At 64.2% G+C, this 19,351-nt stretch carries 14 protein-coding genes; 2 read left to right on the top strand and 12 right to left on the bottom strand.

Going from position 1 to position 19,351, the window contains the following annotated elements; genetic code table 11:
- Nucleotides 1–371 precede the first annotated feature (371 nt).
- Both ABZE94_RS11325 and ABZE94_RS11330 read right to left on the bottom strand, forming a co-directional pair.
- Nucleotides 372–1,940, bottom strand: coding sequence for an AmpG family muropeptide MFS transporter (locus ABZE94_RS11325; RefSeq protein ID WP_372875622.1), 1,569 nt, complete (start codon nt 1,938–1,940; stop codon nt 372–374).
- A gap of 46 nt (nt 1,941–1,986) precedes the next feature.
- Nucleotides 1,987–2,280, bottom strand: coding sequence for an MGMT family protein (locus tag ABZE94_RS11330; RefSeq protein ID WP_372875623.1), 294 nt, complete (start codon nt 2,278–2,280; stop codon nt 1,987–1,989).
- A gap of 672 nt (nt 2,281–2,952) precedes the next feature.
- Here ABZE94_RS11330 and ABZE94_RS11335 point away from each other — a divergent pair.
- Nucleotides 2,953–3,957, top strand: a complete 1,005-nt coding sequence (locus ABZE94_RS11335) for a DUF481 domain-containing protein (protein ID WP_372875624.1) — start codon at nt 2,953–2,955, stop codon at nt 3,955–3,957.
- Nucleotides 3,958–4,144: 187 nt separating this feature from the next.
- Here the strand turns inward: ABZE94_RS11335 and ABZE94_RS11340 are convergent, their stop codons facing one another.
- Entirely contained in the window at nt 4,145–6,055 is a 1,911-nt protein-coding gene (locus tag ABZE94_RS11340; protein ID WP_372875625.1) for a beta-ketoacyl synthase, read from the bottom strand.
- Between the two features lie 244 nt (nt 6,056–6,299).
- On the opposite strand from ABZE94_RS11340, the gene ABZE94_RS11345 reads away from it, so the two are divergent.
- A complete protein-coding gene (locus tag ABZE94_RS11345) occupies nt 6,300–7,952 on the top strand; it encodes an acyl-CoA synthetase (protein WP_372875626.1) in 1,653 nt (550 codons plus the stop codon).
- Nucleotides 7,953–8,173: 221 nt separating this feature from the next.
- Here ABZE94_RS11345 and dctM read toward each other — a convergent pair whose 3' ends face one another.
- The 9 genes from dctM to rfbB form a co-directional block, all read right to left on the bottom strand.
- Nucleotides 8,174–9,457 carry a C4-dicarboxylate TRAP transporter large permease protein DctM gene (gene dctM / locus ABZE94_RS11350; protein WP_372875627.1) on the bottom strand — a complete coding sequence of 428 codons (1,284 nt, stop codon included), beginning with the start codon at nt 9,455–9,457 and terminating at the stop codon, nt 8,174–8,176.
- Complete coding sequence (locus tag ABZE94_RS11355; RefSeq protein WP_372875628.1) at nt 9,454–10,086, bottom strand: TRAP transporter small permease; 633 nt, start codon at nt 10,084–10,086, stop codon at nt 9,454–9,456. The genes dctM and ABZE94_RS11355 overlap by 4 nt, the downstream gene beginning before the upstream one ends.
- A gap of 142 nt (nt 10,087–10,228) precedes the next feature.
- Nucleotides 10,229–11,218, bottom strand: a complete 990-nt coding sequence (gene dctP, locus ABZE94_RS11360) for a C4-dicarboxylate TRAP substrate-binding protein DctP (protein ID WP_372875629.1) — start codon at nt 11,216–11,218, stop codon at nt 10,229–10,231.
- Nucleotides 11,219–11,556: 338 nt separating this feature from the next.
- On the bottom strand, nt 11,557–12,954 hold the full coding sequence (locus ABZE94_RS11365; protein WP_372875630.1) for a sigma-54-dependent transcriptional regulator: 1,398 nt from the start codon (nt 12,952–12,954) through the stop codon (nt 11,557–11,559).
- The gene (locus ABZE94_RS11370; protein ID WP_372875631.1) at nt 12,951–14,765 is read right to left on the bottom strand and encodes an ATP-binding protein; all 1,815 of its coding nucleotides are present in this window, start codon (nt 14,763–14,765) and stop codon (nt 12,951–12,953) included. Before ABZE94_RS11370 ends, ABZE94_RS11365 begins: the two co-directional genes overlap by 4 nt.
- A 338-nt stretch (nt 14,766–15,103) precedes the next feature.
- Entirely contained in the window at nt 15,104–15,985 is an 882-nt protein-coding gene (gene rfbD, locus ABZE94_RS11375) for a dTDP-4-dehydrorhamnose reductase (protein WP_372875632.1), read from the bottom strand.
- Nucleotides 15,982–16,527 carry a dTDP-4-dehydrorhamnose 3,5-epimerase gene (rfbC, locus tag ABZE94_RS11380; protein ID WP_372875633.1) on the bottom strand — a complete coding sequence of 182 codons (546 nt, stop codon included), beginning with the start codon at nt 16,525–16,527 and terminating at the stop codon, nt 15,982–15,984. Before rfbC ends, rfbD begins: the two co-directional genes overlap by 4 nt.
- Nucleotides 16,524–17,396 (bottom strand): glucose-1-phosphate thymidylyltransferase RfbA, encoded by an 873-nt coding sequence (gene rfbA, locus ABZE94_RS11385; protein ID WP_372875634.1) that lies wholly within the window; start codon nt 17,394–17,396, stop codon nt 16,524–16,526. Before rfbA ends, rfbC begins: the two co-directional genes overlap by 4 nt.
- A 29-nt stretch (nt 17,397–17,425) precedes the next feature.
- Nucleotides 17,426–18,481 carry a dTDP-glucose 4,6-dehydratase gene (gene rfbB, locus ABZE94_RS11390; protein WP_372875635.1) on the bottom strand — a complete coding sequence of 352 codons (1,056 nt, stop codon included), beginning with the start codon at nt 18,479–18,481 and terminating at the stop codon, nt 17,426–17,428.
- Between the last annotated feature and the right edge of the window lie 870 nt (nt 18,482–19,351).

A 19,351-nucleotide genomic window follows, 5' to 3' on the forward strand; every position in this document is an offset into this window, starting at 1 on the left:
CCGCGCCAAAGGCTGCCCGGCAGCGTCCAGTACGTCACTCAGATCCTGCGCAATAGACATAAAAAATCTGGAACCTGATAAGGGTTCCGGATTCTCCTGCTGAACAAGGATTAGTCAACAATCCTTAAGTGAACAGCATTGCGGTCATGTACCGGGGCTTTTTTTGGGCGATGTACCCGTCACTGTTGCAAGCAGTCCTGGGCGTGAGGAGCTATCCGTAGGGGGCGTCTTCGACGCCGCGCTGTCGCGCAGCAAACTGGGTGCTCGGGGCCCCTGTTGTAGGAGCGGCTTCAGCCGCGAATTCTTCGCGGCACAGCCAAAGCTTCGCGGCTGAAGCCGCTCCCACAAAAGCCCGCCTCTTTGGCAATCTGCTAGCTGTTGGCTTCAGTCTTCAATGGCGGTGTATCGGCCGCTTCGGGCGGGGTCGAGCCGTTGGCTTGCGGGCGTTCGCGTCGCCATTGCAGGGCTATCAGGATCAGGGTCGGGACTCCCAGCAAGGCGGTGATGATAAAGAACTGCTCGTAGCCGAGCTTCTCCACCATCACCCCGGAATAGCCGCCGATCAGCCGCGGCAACAGCAGCATGATCGAGCTGAGCAGGGCGTACTGGGTGGCGGAGAACTGCAGGTTGGTCAGGCTCGACAGGTAGGCGACGAACGCCGCCGTGGCCAGGCCGGCACTGAAGTTGTCGGCGGAGATGGTGACGATCAGCATCTGCAGGTCGGCGCCCATGCTGACCAGCAGCATGAACAGCAGGTTGGTCGCCGCCGATGCTATGCCGCCGATGAACAGGATCGGCAGAATGCCGAAGCGCACGATCAGCAGGCCGCCGATGCCGGCGCCGAGCAGGGTCATCACCAGGCCGAACAGCTTGCTGACGCTGGCGATCTGATCCTTGGTGAAGCCCTGGTCGATATAGAACACGTTGGCCATCACGCCCATCACGGTATCCGACATGCGGTAGGTGGCGATCAGCCCGAGCAGGAGCAGGGCCTGCCAGCGGTAACGGACGATGAAATCGTTGACCGGGGTCAGCACCGGTGCCAGGCCGTGGCGGCCCATGCGCGACAAGCACAGCGTGGTGAGGATGGTGTAGAGCAGGGCGCGGAGAAAGGCGCGGTCTTCGAGCAGCAGGTCGAGCAGGCTGATTTCACCGCGCACCAGGCTGGCGAAATCGGTGTAATAAAATTGGGTGAACATCGCCGGCACGGAGACCAGCAGCACGATCAGCACCAGCACCGAGACGATCTGATGGCTGAAGCCGTAGCGCGCCGCGGCCAGCTGGGTTTGCAGCGGCACCGCCGGTTCGCGCATCCACAGGCTGGTGAGCAGGCCCGGCAACATCAGCAGGGCGAACACCAGGTAGGTGCCGGCCCAGGCGCTGTGCTGGTAGAGCTGCACGGTAGAGCCGAACCCTTCGGCGAAGTACAGGGCGCCAGCGGTGGCCAGCAGTGCCGCGACCCGGTAGCCGGCCATGTAGCTGGCGGCGAGGGCGGCCTGGCGGGTGTCTTCGGCGATTTCCAGGCGGTAGGCATCGATGGCGATGTCCTGGGTGGCGGAGGCGAAGGCCACCAGTACCGCCAGGGAGATCAGCCAGGTCAGTTTGGTCTGCGGGTCGCATAAGGCCATGCCGGCCAGGCCGATGGCAATCAGTATCTGGGCCAGCACCAGCCAGGAGCGGCGCCGGCCGAGCCGGCCGAGCAGCGGCAGGCGCCACTGGTCGAGCAGTGGCGACCAGACCCATTTGAAGGCGTAGGCCAGGCCGATCAGGCTGGCGAAGCCGATGGTTTCACGCGCCACGCCAGCTTCGCGCAACCACACCGACAGCGTGGAGAACACCAGCATATAGGGCAGGCCGGCGGCGAACCCGAGGAGCAACAGCACCAGGGTGGAGGGGCTGGAATAGGCGGCGAGGGCTTCACGCCAGCTTTTACGGGGCATTGAGCGGGTTTCTGTCTGCAGGGAGAAAATGGATTCAGGGCGCACTCTAACCGCTGTGCTCCATTGGGCGCCAGCCGTGCCGTCGGATATCCACGCGATCATCGATGACCAATACGCCTTCACCGCGCAAGCGCGCCCGCTGCTCTGCGCCGGAAACACTGCCCGCCGGCAGGCTCAGGCGGCCACTGGCGGCGATCACCCGGTGCCAGGGCAGCGTCGTGTCCGGCGGCAACTGGCTGAGGCTGCGTCCTACCCAGCGCGCCGCCCGGCCCAGGCCGGCCAGCTCGGCCAGTTGGCCATAGCTGACCACCTTGCCCGGCGGAACCTGGGCGAGCGACATAAACAGCGCCTCGCGTCGTGCTTGCTGGCTCGCTGTCGGCAGGGACGAGGGGTCAGGCTTGGCTGCCTCGCCCTGAGTTGGCGGTTGTCGACCGATCATGCGGCTGCGCATCCTGCTTCTATCTGCTGTCGTTGGAGGGGGCCATGCCGGTGTCGGCGGCCAGGGTCTGGCTCAATAATGGCGACTGTCTGGGCGGCGCCGACCAGGTGCCGAACGACTGCAAGGATAGCGATACCAGGCGTGCGGACAAACTCCTGTTGCGGCGTCGTCAGTATCAGCCGCCTGGTGCCGCCGCGAACCGTGCAGCAAAATCGATCGACGCCAGGCGGGACATGCAGCGCAACGGGGATGAACCCGAGGGGAGGATGTTCAAGGGCAAGCCCCGGTGGTCGAGCCTGGTCGCTGGCGGCATGGCCTGGCCTGCGTTGGTGCCTCATAGCTGGGCCCCGTCTGTTGCAATTGTACGAGCCGGAGCAAATCCCTGGCCTGGATTGCACCTCATGCGAGCGCCACTGTCTGATGGGTGTCGGGTTCGGCTGTTAGGTTCGCGCCGGCATGACGCCGGTCGCTTGGCGTGAACTCCGATTAATTCCGACGGTCAGTGCTTGTTCAGTGCCCAGGCTTGCGCATAATGCCGAGCTTTTATCCAATCAGAGCCTTTGAAGTCCGCTTATGATGTCAAAAACCTTGCTATGCCTGGCTCTTTCGGCAGTTGCCAGCCCTCTGCTGGCCGACACCGTGTGGTTGAAAAACGGTGATCGGCTGAGTGGCACCATCAGATTCTTCGAAGGGAAAAAACTGCTCCTGGAAACCGATTACGGTGGCTCGATTGCGCTGGATTGGAAGAAGATCGCCACCCTGCAAAGCGACCAGGAGCTGTTGATCAAGGAAGGCAAGATTAGCGGCGAGCGGGCCAAGTCCCTGGTGGCCGCCGAGGAGGGCAAGGTCACCCTGGTCAATGGCGAAGTGCCGAGGACCATCGAACTGGCCAATGTCCGGCAAATCATGAAGCCCAAACCGCTGGTCGAAGACCTCACCTGGAAGGGCAAATTAGACGTGGCGATGGATTACAAGCGTGGCGAGCGCGACATCGACGATTACAACGTCGACCTGAAGACCCAGGCGCGTCATGACATGTGGCGCCACAACGCGGAAGTCGCTTACGACCGCGAGTACCAGGACGGCGTGGTCGCCACGGACAATTGGGCCACCGAATACGCCCTGGACCGTTTCTTCGACGAGCACCGGTTCTGGCAGGGCCGCCTCGAATACAAGCGCGATCAGATCGAGGATCTGGCCCGGCAGCGCACTGTTGGTACCGGTCCCGGTTACCAGTTCTGGGATAACGAGCTGGGCGCCTTCTCGGTAGTCGGTCTGCTCAATCGCACCGACTTTGAATATGCCAACGGCGAGCATGACAACTTCTACTCGGCGAGCGGTAAGTGGGACTACAACCGCTACCTGATCGGCAAGAGCATGGAAGTGTTCAGCACCGGTGAAGTGGGTAAACCGCTGGCCAATGTCGCCGATTACACCCTGGATACCGAGCTGGGCCTGCGCTACAAGGTCAATAGCTGGGCCTCGTTGAATATGAAGGCCGAGAAAGACCTGGTCAGCGGCTCGGAAGGCGATGTGGACGAGACCCGCTACAGCCTGGGCTTCGGCATCGGCTGGTAAACCCGTTCACCGCCGGTCAATTGCGACCGGCAAGCCCGGCCATGGCCGGTGAGTGGGCAAAGCCTCAAATCGATGGGTAGCCTGCCCTCAACGCCATCCTACGGCACTGGCTGTTGCAGGATGGCGTTGAGCGCAGCGATACCCATCAGGCCCACCCCATTAGCGCGATCCGGGCAGGTCCGCCGCGTCAGTCGAGCATATCGCTGAAACGCCCATCCTTCTTGAATACCAGCGGCTGGGCGAAGCCCGGCACCTTGATCTGTTCGGTACCCAGCTCGATGGCTTGGTCGTCGATCAGGTCGTGGCCGAAGTTGTAGATGATTTCCAGTTGGCCCTGCATGGCCTGCTCGTCATAGGCGCGGGCGGCGATGCGGGTCTGTTCGCGGCGGCTGCAGTAGGCGTCGAAGGCGGCCTCGCCGTGACGCTTGCGTAGCATCTTGTCGACCACGTGGGGCGCCAGCACCACGGCGCTGGCGTTGTTGCCGCCGAAGCCCTTGGAGTTGATGAAGCACACATCGAGTTGCTGCGGCTCGCGTTGGCGGTCCGTAGTGGCGAAGCACAAGTGCTTCTGAAACACGTCATCAGCGGGCGCGTCGATGGTCTTGATCCCGGGAATGACGCCGTACTTGAAGCTGCCCAGGGCTGAGATCACCTGATCGCCGCTGGCGGTGGCCAGGGAGTGGCCGACGAAGGCCTTGACCGCGGTCACCGGCCACTGCTCGATGGCGAAGGCGGCGGCGATGCGATCGAGCAGCTCGGATTCGGTGACCCGATTGGCTGGTGTGCTGGAACCATGGGCCTGGACGAAGCTGCGCTGGCGCACGGCATCGGTGCCGAGCAGTTGCACGGCGCTGGCTACCGCTTTGGCCATGGTCAGGTAATTACCGGGGCCGGGGGCGGAGATGGATTTCTTGAAGCCGTCGGCGTTGATGAAGACGTCCGGCACGGCGCCATGGATGTCGGCCCCCAGTTCCAGGGCCAGTTCGTCATCCATCAGCACCACGAACTGGCAGGCTTCGGCCAGGGTGAAGCCGCAGTTGTCGCCGAACGGGCGGCTGGCGCGGCGGAAGTCCACCTGCTGGTTGCCTTCGATCTGGCGCAGGCCCTCCTCGGTGGCCAGCGCGCCCATGGCGCCGTAGCCCTCGATGCATTCCTGGTTGACTGGCGCTTCGCTGCTGCCGACGATGACCACCCGGGCCTTGCCCGCGGTGATCTGCTCGATGCCTTTTTGCAGGTTGTAGAGGAAGGTGGCGCAGGCGCCGGTGATGGCGCCGGTGCTGCCGACGCTGCCGAGCACGTAGGCGTTGATGAAGTCCGCCGGCATGCTGTTGAGGCCCAGGGCCAGCTGCTTGGCGGTGACCCGACCGCCCTTGAGGCGCGATTGCATCATGCCGCCGAAGCCGTTTTCGTCGAGCTGGCTCATGATGCAGCTGGCGAACACCGCCACTTCGTCCGGCTGTACCCGATCGACGATCGACTGCCAGGGCAGGCCGGTCGAACGCAGGGCGTCGGTTACCCCGACGATGGCCATGCTCAGGCCGCGCGGGTGGAAGCGCGAGTTGTAGTGTTCGCCCGGTTCGAAGCCGCTGGGCAACTGGCCGGCGGATTTCACCGGCAGGGCGCGGTAGCTGTCGACCTTGAAATCGCAGCTGTCGTGCAGGGTGACGCACACCTCGGTGGCGTTGAGTTGCTCCACCGACCAGTTGGCCGGCAGGGGCTCGGGCAGTTGCTTGCGGTTGCTGATGAAGCTCAGCGGGGCGCCCGCCGCGCCGCTGACGCTGATGTTCTTCTGCCAATGGGCGGCGTCGACATCCAGGTGCTGCTTTTCGATGCGGCGCACCAGGGTCGAGCCGAGAATCTGTTCGGCAAAGCGGCTGTCGATCTCGGCCAGGCTCAGCGTCGTGCCGTCGGCCGTCTGGTAGCTGCCGTCGACCACCTGCAGCAGCTTCATCATTACCGCCAGGCCTGCGAGGGTTTCCTGGCGCGCGCGGGTCTCCATCGACTCGATCACGGTGCGTCGGAAGCCATGATGAAAGGAGCTGCGGCCGGCTGCGTTATAACCACCAAAACCAACGATCACGGGTAAGCGAGACTTCACGCGGGAAACTCCTTCAAATAAATACGCCGGACAAATTCAGGTGAAGCGCTACCTGCTTGTCGCTCGTCCAGGAACCCGCAAACACGGGAGCATTCAATCAGGACGGGCAGTGGCTCGACTGTGCGGATGATTATGCTGACGTGATTTATGACCCGTGAGTCACTGCTTCGACCAAGGTAGCGCTTCGGCAAGACCATACTCCTGCTAAGGTTTCTTCAGTCCAAGGTCTCGCTGGAGAACAATAATGCACAGCCTCAACCCCTATGAATATGGCATGCCGCGCGATGCGGCGAACTTTCAGGCGCTCAGCCCCTTGAGCTTTCTCGAGCGCGCGGCGAGTGTCTATCCGCAACGCACGGCGCTGATCAACGGCAGCCTGCGGCAAACCTGGGGCGAGACCTACAGCCGCTGCATTCGCCTGGCCTCGGCCCTGGCCCGGCGCGGCATCGGTCTGGGCGATACGGTGGCGGTGATCGCGCCGAACGGCCCGGCGATGTTCGAGGCGCACTTCGGCGTGCCCATGTGCGGCGCGGTGCTCAATGCCATCAATACCAGGCTGGATGCCGAAGCCATCGCCTTTATTTTGCAGCATGGCGAAGCCAAGGTGCTGCTGGTCGACAAGGAGTTCGGCGAACTGGTGCAACGTGCCACCAGCCATCTGCCCAAGCGTCCGCTGATCATCGGCATCGACGACCCGCAATATCAGGACGGCCAACTGATCGGCCAGCTCGACTACGAGGAGCTGCTGGCCGAAGGCGACGCCGACTATGCCTGGCAGATGCCGGCCGACGAGTGGCAGGCGATCTCGCTCAACTATACATCCGGTACCACCGGCAATCCCAAGGGCGTGGTCTACCACCACCGTGGCGCCCACCTGAATGCCCTGTCCAATGCCATGTGCTGGGACATGAGCCGCTTCCCGGTGTACCTGTGGACGCTGCCGATGTTCCACTGCAACGGCTGGTGCTTCCCCTGGGCATTGGCGGCCTATGTCGGGGTCAACGTGTGCCTGCGCCACGTGCGCGCCGAGGCCATCTACCCGCTGATCGCCGAGCATGCTGTCGACCATTTCTGTGGCGCACCGATCGTGCTGAACATGCTGGCCAATGCCGCCGCTGACCTGAAGGCGCTGAAGACCCGCCCGGTCAAGGTGCTGACCGCCGGCGCCGCGCCACCCGCCGCGGTGATCGAGGCCATGGAGGCCATGGACTTCCGCGTCACCCACGTCTATGGACTGACCGAAACCTACGGCCCCAGCGTGGCCTGCGAATGGAAGGCGGAGTGGGACGGCGAAACCCCAGAGCAGCGTGCGCGCCTCAAGTCCCGCCAGGGCGTACGCGCGCCGCTGCTCGACGGCCTGATGGTGGCCGACCCGGACAGCCTGCAGCCGGTGCCCAAGGACGGCCAGACCATCGGCGAGATCATGATGCGCGGCAACGTGGTGATGAAGGGCTACCTGAAGAACCCGACGGCCACCACCGAGGCCTTCGCCGGCGGCTGGTTCCACTCCGGCGACCTGGCGGTGTGGCACGCCGACGGCTATGTCGAGATCAAGGACCGCTCCAAGGACATCATCATTTCCGGTGGCGAGAACATCTCCTCGATCGAGGTGGAAGACGTGCTCTATCGTCATCCGCAGATCCTCGAGGCCGCGGTGGTGGCCATGCCCAGCGACAAGTGGGGCGAAACCCCCTGCGCCTTCGTCACCCTCAAGCCCGACGTCGAACTGAGCGCCGAGGAGGTTGTCGCCTTCTGCCAGCAACGCATGGCGCGCTTCAAGGTGCCGGGCTGCGTGGTCTTCACCGCCCTGCCGAAAACCTCCACCGGCAAGGTGCAGAAGTTCGTCCTGCGCGAACAGGCGCGGGCGATGGCCGCGAGTGGCCAGACGGCGGCGTAGGCGCGCAGGCGTGAGGAACACCAGTGGGAGCGGCTTCAGCCGCGATATTCGCGGATATAAAGATTATGCGTTCCCTCCTCTCCCACAAAGGCCATGCAGCGCGTAGGGCGTACTCGCGAAGCAGTACGCCGCCTCCCCGCAAGCGGCGGACTGTTCGCTGCGCTCCTGAGTCCGCCCCACGGCCGGGCAGAAGGTGCAGGGAGTAGCTCAAACGGTCGCGGTCAATTCATCCCCAGCCAGTTCGGCAAGCCCATGGACACGGCCGGCACGTAGGTGATGATCATCAGGAAGCCCAGCAGCAGCATCAGCCACGGCCAGGCGGCCTTGATCACCGCGGTCAGCGGCATGCCGGTGACCGCCGAGGTGACGAACAGGTTGAGTCCCACCGGCGGGGTGATCAGGCCGATCTCCATGTTCACCACCATGATGATGCCCAGGTGAATCGGGTCGATGCCCAGCTGCACGGCGATCGGAAACAGGATCGGCGCGAGGATCAGGATGATCGCCGAGGGCTCCATGAAGGCGCCGGCGACCAGCAGCACGATGTTCACTACCAGCAGGAACTGCCACGGCTGCAGACCCATCTCGATCACAATGGCGGTGATCGTCTGGGGGATCTGTTCGGTGGTCAGTACGTGGGCGAAGAGCATGGCGTTGGCGATGATGAACATCAGCATGATGGTCAGCTTGCCGGACTCCAGCAGCACCTTGGGGCACTCGCGGATCCGCATGTCCTTGTACACGAACAGCGCGACGAAGCCGGCGTAGACCGCCGCCACCGCGGCCGCTTCGGTCGGGGTGAACATGCCCGAGTAGATGCCGCCGAGGATGATCACCATCAGCAGCAGGCCCCAGATCGCCTTGCGCGCGGTTCTCAGCAGTTCGCCGAGGCTGGCGCGCGGCAGGGACGGCAGGTCCATCTTGCGCGCGACTATGTAGATCGCCGTCATCAGCGCCACGCCGAGCATCAGGCCCGGCACCACGCCGGCCATGAACAGCTTGCCGACCGACTGCTCGGTGGCCGCGGCATACACCACCATGACGATCGACGGCGGGATCAGGATGCCCAGGGTGCCGGCGTTGCAGACGATGCCGGCGCCGAAGGCCTGTGGGTAACCGGAACGGACCATGCCGGCGATGGCAATCGAGCCGACCGCCGCCACTGTCGCCGGCGAGGAGCCGGACAGTGCGGCGAACAGCATGCAGGCCATCACCGCGGAGATCGCCAGGCCGCCACGGATATGGCCGACGCAGGCGTTGGCGAAATCGATCAGGCGCTGGGCCACGCCGCCGGTGGTCATGAAGGCGCCGGACAGCAGGAAGAACGGGATCGCCAGCAGGGTGTAGTGTTCGCTGGTCTCGAACAGCTTGATCGCCAGCGAGCGCACCGAATCGGGGCTGAACAGCATGATGGTCACCGAGCCGGCCAGGCCGAGCGAAGCGGCAACCGGCACGCCGATGAACATCAGCGCGAACAGCAGGATGAAGAGGAACAGGATGGTCATTGCTTGTGGTCCTCGTGCTCGGTCAGCTTCATGGCTTCGGCGGCTTCGTCGGCCAGGCCGAGACCGGTCTGCTGGTTGCGCAGGATGCGCACGAAGATTTCCAGGAATCGGATAAACACCATGGTGTAACCGAACGGCACGATCAGGGTGATGTGCCATTGCTTGATGCCGTAATGACCAAGGTCCTCGGCGCCGATGTTGGCGGTGAACAGGGTGCTCATCCAGTCGAAGCTGGCCACCGCGATCAGTCCGGCATAGCCGAGGCAGCACAGGCAGGCGATCAGGCCGATGATGCGTTGCACCGGCTTGGCGGCGAGCTTGACCAGGGCGTCGACGCCGATGTGGCCGGCGGTGCGCACGCCGTAGGCCAGGCCGAAGAAGATCAACCAGGCGAACAGCGCCTTGGTCAGCGAGATGCTCCAGGTCATGTCCTGGGCCAGCCCGAGAATGAAGTCGCCGATGGCGAACAGGCTGTCGCTGGCGCCTTCCCAGCGGTCGGCCCAGTTGTAGAACAGGGTGTAGAGGTTGTTGAGAATCACGTAGACGAATGTCACAAGCGTCATGGTCGCCAGGAGGAAGGCGATAAAGGCTTCCTCGAAGTGATCCCAGGCGCGTCGCAAGGCGTTCATCGATAACATCTCCAGTGGAGGAGGGGGAGGGCCAGGGCACTGCTTGTCACGGCAGTGCCCTGGCGCAATCGGCCGGCAGCGGGACCGGTGGTGCTGCGGTCGCCGCTGTCGGTGGGTTACGCCGCTGCGCGGCTAACCCGCCCTACTGGTTGGCCGCGTCTGCAGCCTTGATCAGGTCGGCACCGATTTCGCCTTCGAACTTGGCCCATACCGGCTTCATGGCGTCGCGCCACATGCCGCGCTGCTCGGGGGTCAGGTTGATTATTTCGGTGGTTTTGGCGTCGAGGATGCGCTGCTTGTCGCCTTCGTTCAGCTCGTTGGCCTTCTTGTTCACCTCGGCGGTCACTTCCACGATGATCTTGTCCAGCTCGCTGCGGACATCTTCCGGCAGGCCGTTCCAGAACGTGGTGTTGGTGATCAGCATGTAGTCCAGGACACCGTGGTTGGATTCGGTGATGTACTTCTGCACTTCATGCATCTTCTGGCTGTAGATGTTCGAGTAGGGGTTCTCGGCACCGTTGACTACGCCGGTCTGCAGGCCCTGGTAGACCTCGGCGAAGCTCATCTTGCGCGGGTTGGCGCGCACTGCCTTGAACTGCTCTTCCAGTACGGCGGAAGCCTGTACGCGGAACTTCAGGCCACGGGCATCCTTCGGCTCACGCAGCGGCTTGTTGGCCGACAGCTGCTTGAGGCCGTTGTGCCAGTAACCCAGGCCGGTGATGTTCTTGTCTTCCATCGACTTGAGCAGCGCCTGACCCTCCGCGCTTTGCTGGAAACGGTCGAGTGCCGCCATGTCCTTGAACAGGAACGGCAGGTCGAATACCTGGACCTGCTTGGTGTACTGCTCGAACTTGGCCAGGGATGGGGCGATCAGTTGCACGTCGCCGAGCAACAGGGCTTCCATTTCCTTGCCATCGCCGAACAGCGAGGAGTTGGGGTAGACCTCGACCTTGACCTTGTCGCCCAGACGCTCTTCGGCGAGCTGCTTGAACAGCAATGCACCTTGCCCCTTGGGGGTGTGCTCGGCAACCACGTGGGAGAATTTGATCACGATCGGATCGGCCGCTTGGGCCATACCGGCAATGCTCAGCGACAGGGCGCAAGCCAGCGCCTTGGCAGTCAGTTTGAACATGGAATGCTTCCTCTTGTTTTGATTGTCGCGTCAAGCGCCGCAGCGCAGAAAACGGGCGAACAAGAGCAAGTCTAGGCGGCCTGCCGAAAAACGACAGACGCTGGGCAGCGATTGCCTGGACTTGTACTTGTTGGGTCGCCTGCAAGGACTAGAGCAACCGCCATGCCAGACTGCTGGCCGGTGCCGCGAACAGTCGCGAAAATCTTCGGTGGAGGGCGCTGGCACCTTGCGGGAGCCAGCTTGTGCGGGGAGCAGGCAGGTTATCGACAGCGGTTCGGCGCACCGCTGCTGCAGGCGATGTGGCGCCAGCGTGGGTGGGAATGGCGGGAATCCGCCACTCAGTCGAGGTCATCTGGCGAGCTTCCGCCAGAGTCGGCCACGCTCAGGCCATGCTTGCGCAATTTATCGTGCAGGGTCTTGCGCGGCACGCCCAGGGCTTCGGCCAGGCTGCGCAGCGAACCATGGCCGCGGCCCAGTTCGGCGGCGATCATGGCGCGTTCGAAGGCTTCGACCTGCTCGCCGAGGTTGCCGCTGGGCGGCACGCCGTTCTGCGGGTCGTCCAGGTTCAGCTCCAGGCCGAAATCCAGGCCCAGGTCGAGACCGATGGCGAAGCGTTCCGCGGCATTCTGCAGTTCGCGCACATTGCCCGGCCAGGGGTGGCGCAGGAGCATGGCGCGTTGCCCTGGCTGCAGTTCGCGTACCGGCAGGCCGTGGCGGGCGCTGGCGCCATCGGCGAAGTGCTGGAACAGCACGAGGATGTCGTCGCCGCGTTCGCGCAGGGGCGGAATGCGCAGCGGGGCGACGTTCAGCCGGTAATACAGGTCGGCGCGGAAGCGGCCCTGGTCGGCGGCCTGGCGCAGGTCTTCCTTGGTCGCGGCGATCACCCGGATATCCAGCGGGATCAACTGGTTGCCGCCGAGGCGTTCGACCATCCGCTCCTGCAGCAGGCGCAGCAGCTTGACCTGCACCTCCAGGCTCATGCTCTCGATTTCATCGAGGAACAGGGTGCCGCCGTTGGCGAACTCGAACTTGCCGATGCGGCGCCTCGAAGCACCGGTGAAGGCGCCCGGTTCGTGGCCGAACAGTTCGCTTTCCACCACCGACTCGGCCAGGGCGCCGGCGTTGATGGCGACGAAGGGACCGTCACGGCGATTCGACAGGTCGTGCAGGGCGCGGGCGACCACCTCCTTGCCGGCGCCGGTTTCGCCGAGGATCAGCACGTCGGCACTGATGTTGGCCAGGGCGCCGATCTGCTCGCGCAGGCGCGCCATGGCTGGCGACTGGCCGACCAGGCGTGCGCTCAACTGCTGGCGGTCGGCCAGGGCCAGGCGCAGGCAGCGGTTATCCAGGACCAGGCGGCGCAGGGCGAGGGCGCGGCGCACGCTGTCGAGCAGGTCGTCGCTGGCGAAGGGTTTCTCGAGAAAGTCATAGGCGCCGGCACGCATCGCCTGCACCGCCAGGGGCACATCGCCATGGCCGGTGATCAGCAGCACCGGCAGGTCCGAGTCCTGTTCGTGCAGCTGTTCGAGCAGCTGCATGCCATCGATGCCCGGCATGCGGATATCGCTGACTACCACGCCCGCCCAGTCGTGGCCGATGCGCTCGGCGACGCCGCGGGCGTCGGCCAGGCTGACGACTTTCAGGCCGGCCAGGTCGAGGGTCTGGCTCAGGGCCTGACGCAGGTGCGGGTCGTCGTCGATCAACAGCACCTGGGTGCCTGGGGCGAGGGTGGTCATAGGCAATAGTCCTCGGGCGACTGGGTTTTAACGCCGTGTTCGGCAGCGCGCAGGCGCAGGGTCAGCAGGGCGCCGCCATCGGGGTGGTTGGCCAGCAGCAGTTCGCCGCCGAGGGCGCGGATCAGGGTATCGCAAATCGCCAGGCCAAGACCCAGACCCTGGGCGCTGGTCTTGGTGGTGAAGAAGGGTTCCCGGGCGCGTTGCAGGGCTTCGGCAGTGAAGCCCGGGCCGTTGTCGCGCAGGTGCAGCTCGACGCCCTCGCTGCTGCGTTCGGCGCTGAGCCAGATGCGCCGCGGCGGCGCCTTCTCGCTCAGGGCATCGAGGGCATTGGCCAGCAGGTTGCCGAGCACCTGGCGCAGGCGGGTTTCGCCGGCCTGAACCCACAGGGTGGCGTCCGGCAGGTCGCGAATCAGCTCGACCTCCATCGCCCGGCGGCGCTTGGCCAGCAGCGCCAGAGCGTCGTCCAGGGCCGGTTGCAGGGCCACGCTTTCCGGGGCGTGACGGTCACGGCGGGCGAAGGCGCGCAGGTGGGAAATGATCGAGGCCATGCGCTCGGTCATCTGGCTGATCAGCTTGAGATTGGCGCGGGCGTCTTCGCTGCGTTGGTGGTCGAGCAGCACACCGGCGTTGTCGGCATAGCTGCGAATCGCCGCCAGTGGCTGGTTGAGCTCGTGGCTGATGCTCGCGCTCATGGTGCCCAGGGCCGACAGCTTGCCGGCCTGGACCAGTTCGTCCTGGGCGCGCACCAGCTCCTGCTGGGCGTGTTCGCGCTCCAGCACTTCCTGCTTCAGGCGGCTGTTGAGCCGCTCCAGGTCCTGGGTGCGCTCCTGCACGCGCTGCTCCAGCTGCTGGCGGGCCCGGGCATCCAGGGCGATGCGTTCGAGGTAATGGCGGCGGCGTTGCATCAGCAGGCCGAGCAGCAGGATAAGCACCAGCAGCGCCGCGCCGCCGATGGCCACAGCGGTACGCACGGGGCGATCGAGCAGCAGGCGCGGCGCCAGGATGCTCACGGTCCAGTTGATATCGTCGAGGCTGCGGCTCTGCCGGAGCCAGGCCTGGGGCTCGAGGTGTAGGGGCGGCGGCGACTGGATGCGGTAAGGCTGGGTGGCGGTGATCGCGACCCGTTCGGCATTGTCCAGCTCGCGGGTGGCATGGAAGCGCCAGTCGGCCTGCGAGGTGAGGATCACCACGCCGTAGTTGTCGGTGACCAGCAGCTGTTCGGGGCGATTGCCCCACAGGGTTTCGGTGTGGTCGAGGTCGACCTTGACCACCAGCACGCCGAGGATCTGTGCGCCCTCGCGTACCGCCGCGGCGAAGAAGTAGCCGCGCTTGCCGGAGGTGGTGCCGAGGCCGAAGAAGCGCCCGGGACGGCCCTGCATGGCGTCGCGGAAATAGGGGCGGTAGGAGAAGTTGCGTTCGACGAAGCTGTCCTGCTGATCCCAATTGGAGGCGGCCAGGGTCTCGCCGTCGGGGGCCATCAGGTAGATCACGTCGGCCCCGGTCTGCTGCTGCAGGTCGGCGAGCAGTTGGTTGGCCTGGTCGCGCAGTTGGCCATCGGCGCTCTGCTGCAACAACTGGCGCAGGGTCGGCAGTTGCCCGAGGATCGGCGGCAGCACCTCATAGCGGTTCAGGGTGCCGAGCAGGTTGGCGACGTAGAGGTCGAGGGTCTGGCGATTCTGCTCGCTCAGCACGCCGCGGTAATAACGCTCGGCCAGTTGTTGCAGCGGCCAGAGCAAGGGTGTCAGCAGCAGGGCAAGCAACGCCAGACTGCGCCAGCGGAGACGTTTGGGAGTGCGGATGGTTGCGGTCATGAAATAAGGCGCCTGGGTATCGCAGCTAGTATGCATCTTCGAGCTTTAGCAAGGGATGTGCCAGTACCGCTTGGGCGCGTGGCTTCACCCCAGTCTGCCGCGATCGGGTATCCCGGTGATGCTTCTGGTGACGCGGGCTGGTCAGCCTGGCGAAGCGCAGTAGATCCTATGTTCATGCGCAAGCTTCGCAGGACGTAGGCGCGGGGGGGGGGGGCTAGTTCCATGCCCGCGATGCTTTTTGCAGGTCTGCCCTCTCGCGGCCATGGGCCGCTCCTACAAAGCGCGGTACGCGGCAAGTCCGGGATGACGTTCCCGGATTGCGCTGGTGCTTATTCGGGCTACGGCTTGCTGCGCTCACCGGAGTGCAGGCACTCGAGCAGGGCGCTGTGCCAGTCGCCCAGCTGGACATGCCAGTCGCGTTGCAGGCGCGTGCAGTCGAGCCGCGAGTTGAGCGGACGCCGGGCGGGGGTGGGGTAGGCGCTGCTGGGGATGGGCTGCAGGATCGCGGTGGCTTTGCCTTGCGCGCGCAGTTGCTCGGCGATCGCGCTGGCAAAGCCGAACCAGGACACTTCGCCCTGCGTGCTGAGGTGATACAGCCCCCAGGGGCCGCCGCGGTCAAGGCGCCAGCGCTCGACTAGTTGGCTGGTGGCGTTGGCGATGCTGCCGGCCCAGGTCGGCGCGCCGACCTGATCGGCCACCACATTCAGGCTGGCGCGTTCCTGCAGCAGGCGTTGCATGGTCAGCAGAAAATTCTTGCCGTGCAGCGAGTAGACCCAGCTGGTGCGCAGGATCAAATGCGCGCCGCCAACCGCCTGGATCGCCTGTTCCCCGGCCAGCTTGCTGCGGCCGTAGACGCCGAGCGGGTTGGGCGCGTCGTCCTCGACATAGGGCGCGGTTTTGCTGCCGTCGAACACGTAGTCGGTGGAGTAATGGATCAGCGGCGCACCCAGCGTAGCGGCTTCCTCGGCGAGGATGCCGGGCGCCGTGGCGTTGATGGCGAAGGCCAGCTGCGCTTCGCTCTCGGCCTGGTCGACTGCGGTGTACGCCGCGGCGTTGATGATCAGCTCGGGTCGCAGTTCGCGCACCTGACGGCGAATCTGCTCCGGCTGGCCCAGGTCGAGCCGGTCGCGGCTCAGCACTGTCAGTTCGCCTTGTCCGCGCAGGCTCAGTTGCAGTTCGCGGCTGACTTGGCCGTGCTCGCCGAGCAACAGGATCTTCATGGGAACAGCTCCGCATCGGCCAGGCTGAGGCCGGCCTGGTCCTTGGCCGAGAGCTGCGGCGCGCTATCCAGTGGCCAGTCGATGGCCAGGCTCGGGTCGTCCCAGCGGATGCAGCGCTCATGGGCCGGCGCGTAGTAGTCGGTGGTCTTGTAGAGGAATTCGGCGTATTCGCTGAGCACCAGGAAGCCGTGAGCGAAGCCTTCCGGCAGCCACAGTTGGCGCTTGTTCTCGGCGGACAGATGGACGCCGACCCAGCGGCCGAAGGTCGGCGAGCTGCGGCGAATATCCACCGCCACGTCGTAGACCTCGCCCGCGGTGACCCGCACCAGCTTGCCCTGGGCCTGCTGCAGTTGGTAGTGCAGTCCGCGCAGCACGCCGCGCTGCGAGCGCGAGTGGTTGTCCTGGACGAACTCGCGGCTCAGGCCGGTGGCCGCGGCGAAGGCGCGGGCGTTGAAGCTCTCGTAGAAGAAACCGCGCTCGTCGCCGAACACACGGGGCTCGAGGATCAGCACCTCCGGCAGTTCGCTGGCAATCACCTTCATGCGTGCTCCTGCGCCAGCTTGTACAGGTATTGGCCATAGCCGGTCTTGCCGAAGGCCAGGGCCTGGCTGAGCAACTGCTCGCGGTCGATCCAGCCATTATTGAAGGCGATCTCTTCCAGGCAGGCGACTTTCAGCCCCTGACGGTGTTCGATGGTCTGCACGTATTGCGAGGCCTCCAGCAGGCTGTCGTGGGTGCCGGTATCGAGCCAGGCGAAGCCGCGACCGAAGCGCTCGACATGCAGGTCGCCGCGCTCGAGGTAGGCGTTGTTGATGTCGGTGATTTCCAGCTCGCCGCGTGCCGAGGGTTTGACCGCCTTGGCGATCTCGATCACGTCGTTGTCGTAGAAATACAGGCCGGTGACGGCGTAGCTGGACTTCGGCTTGGCCGGCTTCTCCTCGATGGAGATGGCCCGGCCGCTGGCGTCGAACTCGACCACACCGAAGCGCTCCGGGTCCTTGACCCAATAGCCGAAAATCGTTGCGCCGCTGGGTTCGGCGGCGGCGCGCAGGAGCTTCTCGGTGAAGTGCTGGCCGTGAAAGATGTTGTCGCCGAGGATCAGGCATACGGGGTCGCTGCCGATGAACGATTCGCCGATCAGAAAGGCCTGGGCCAGGCCTTCCGGTGCCGGCTGTTCGGCGTAGACGAAGCGCACGCCGAACTGGCTGCCATCACCGAGCATCTTCTGAAAATTAGGCAGATCCACGGGCGTGGAGATAATCAGGATCTCGCGGATGCCGGCGAGCATCAGCACCGAGATCGGGTAGTAGATCATCGGCTTGTCGTAGATCGGCAGCAGCTGCTTGGACACCCCGAGGGTGATCGGGTGCAGACGGCTGCCGGAGCCGCCAGCGAGAATTATTCCTTTCATTTCTTGCATCCCTTTCATAGAAAAACTCCTCATCGAGAAGCGCCCAGGCGTTCACGTTGATAGCTGCCATCCTGCACGCGGCGGCACCAGTCGAGGTTATCCAGGTACCAGCGCACGGTCTTGCGCAGGCCGCTGGCGAAGCTCTCCTCGGGTGTCCAGCCGAGCTCGCGCTCGATCTTGCTGGCGTCGATGGCGTAGCGCAGGTCGTGGCCGGGGCGATCCTGGACAAATGCAATGAGTTCCTTGTAGGCGCCGGCCTGTCGCGGCTTCAGTTCATCGAGCAGCGCGCAGATGCTCTCCACCACATGCAGATTGGTCTGCTCGTTGTGCCCTCCAATGTTGTAGGTCTCGCCCACCCGGCCTTTGCTCACCACCTTGAGCAGGGCGCGGGCATGATCCTCGACATACAGCCAGTCGCGCACCTGCTGGCCGTTGCCGTACACCGGCAGCGGCTTGCCCTCCAAGGCGTTGAGGATCACCAGCGGAATCAGCTTTTCCGGGAAGTGATAGGGGCCGTAGTTGTTCGAACAGTTGCTCAGCAGGACCGGCAGGCCATAGGTACGCTGCCAGGCGCGAACCAGATGGTCGGAGGCCGCCTTGCTCGCCGAGTAGGGCGAGCTGGGCGCATAGGGCGTGCTCTCGGTGAACAGCTGGTCGACGCCATGCAGATCGCCATACACCTCGTCGGTGGATATATGGTGAAAGCGAAAGGCCTGCCTGCGCGCCTCGTCCAGCTGCAGCCAATAGGCGCGGGTGGCTTCCAGCAAGGCATAGGTGCCGACAATATTGGTCTGGATAAAGGCGGCCGGACCGTCGATGGAGCGATCGACATGCGACTCGGCCGCCAGGTGCATGATCGCATCCGGCTGGAACTCGGCCAGGGCCCGACTGACCACCGCGCTGTCGCCGATATCGGCCTGCAGGAACTGGTAGCGCGGGTTATCCGCAACGCTGGCCAGCGACTCGAGGTTGCCGGCGTAGGTCAGCTTGTCGAGGTTGAGCACCTGGTGCTGGGTGTCGTTGAGCAGGTGGCGAATCAGCGCCGAACCGATAAAACCCGCACCGCCGGTGACCAGAATACGCATGAAAAGATTGTCCTCTTGGATACAGTCTTCGAGTGTGGCGCATAGCTTGTAGGCTCGACGCCCTGGCCGCAAGCGTTGGATGCCGGCAGGCGTGCAGTCGTAGTCCTATGGCATCCGGGCAAAGCCCGCGGCGCAAGCATCTGCCAGTGGCGTCCTGCCCACATCGCGCGCGAGCTTCTAGCGATCGGCCGCTCATCGACTCGGCGAAAACACGATGATGCGACTGTGCTGCTCAAGAGGGGGGGCGGCGGGCGCCGGGGTTGGATTCGTTGACCACTACAATATTGCTGATGCACGCATAAAATCTACACCTCAGGTTTGCAGGCGCGAGCGCACCCGCAAACCATCTGATGGCCTGTGAAAAATAAGGAGAAGGGGCCGGCTGCCCAGTGCGGACTTAGGCCTAACAGCCGGCTGACGGGCGAGGGATCAGCTGATGAGCGCGATTGCCTGCGCCACTTGTTCGGGTGTCCACAGCAGTCGGCGCCGCAAACGGCAGGGTTGAGGGAATCCATCGACCTCCCTCCGCAGGCGCCAGATCGTCGTCTGACTGCAGCGCAGCAGTTCGCAGAACTCAGAGTTTGTGAGGTAGGTTTTTGGCATGACGATGCTCCTTGGTTGGTCTAGGAGCAAAGTGACAGTTCCTGAAATCGTTTTGGGTCGTTATTCGACCAGATCCTGGTCAGGTTAAGAATTTCGACCCTGATTGCTCGCCTGGGGAGTGGCTTGGGGAGGCTGGTTGAATGATCTGAGTCTGCATCCAACTTTGGGGAAGTGTTGAGCAGAAACAAAAAAGGCCCACATCGCTGTGGGCCTTTATTTGTATGGTGCCGGCACCAAGAGTCGAACTCGGGACCTACTGATTACAAG

It is taken from the genome of Pseudomonas sp. (genome assembly GCF_041601375.1).
Taxonomy (GTDB): Bacteria; Pseudomonadota; Gammaproteobacteria; order Pseudomonadales; family Pseudomonadaceae; genus Aquipseudomonas.

Excerpts from the sequence above, each read along its gene's own strand:
- ABZE94_RS11325 (WP_372875622.1), bottom strand. The coding sequence starts at position 1,940 with ATGCCCCGTAAAAGCTGGCGTGAAGCCCTCGCCGCCTATTCCAGCCCC.
- ABZE94_RS11330 (WP_372875623.1), bottom strand. The coding sequence starts at position 2,280 with ATGTCGCTCGCCCAGGTTCCGCCGGGCAAGGTGGTCAGCTATGGCCAA.
- ABZE94_RS11335 (WP_372875624.1), top strand. The coding sequence starts at position 2,953 with ATGATGTCAAAAACCTTGCTATGCCTGGCTCTTTCGGCAGTTGCCAGC.
- ABZE94_RS11345 (WP_372875626.1), top strand. The coding sequence starts at position 6,300 with ATGCACAGCCTCAACCCCTATGAATATGGCATGCCGCGCGATGCGGCG.
- dctM (WP_372875627.1), bottom strand. The coding sequence starts at position 9,457 with ATGACCATCCTGTTCCTCTTCATCCTGCTGTTCGCGCTGATGTTCATC.
- ABZE94_RS11355 (WP_372875628.1), bottom strand. The coding sequence starts at position 10,086 with ATGAACGCCTTGCGACGCGCCTGGGATCACTTCGAGGAAGCCTTTATC.
- dctP (WP_372875629.1), bottom strand. The coding sequence starts at position 11,218 with ATGTTCAAACTGACTGCCAAGGCGCTGGCTTGCGCCCTGTCGCTGAGC.
- ABZE94_RS11365 (WP_372875630.1), bottom strand. The coding sequence starts at position 12,954 with ATGACCACCCTCGCCCCAGGCACCCAGGTGCTGTTGATCGACGACGAC.
- ABZE94_RS11370 (WP_372875631.1), bottom strand. The coding sequence starts at position 14,765 with ATGACCGCAACCATCCGCACTCCCAAACGTCTCCGCTGGCGCAGTCTG.
- rfbD (WP_372875632.1), bottom strand. The coding sequence starts at position 15,985 with ATGAAGATCCTGTTGCTCGGCGAGCACGGCCAAGTCAGCCGCGAACTG.
- rfbC (WP_372875633.1), bottom strand. The coding sequence starts at position 16,527 with ATGAAGGTGATTGCCAGCGAACTGCCGGAGGTGCTGATCCTCGAGCCC.
- rfbA (WP_372875634.1), bottom strand. The coding sequence starts at position 17,396 with ATGAAAGGAATAATTCTCGCTGGCGGCTCCGGCAGCCGTCTGCACCCG.
- rfbB (WP_372875635.1), bottom strand. The coding sequence starts at position 18,481 with ATGCGTATTCTGGTCACCGGCGGTGCGGGTTTTATCGGTTCGGCGCTG.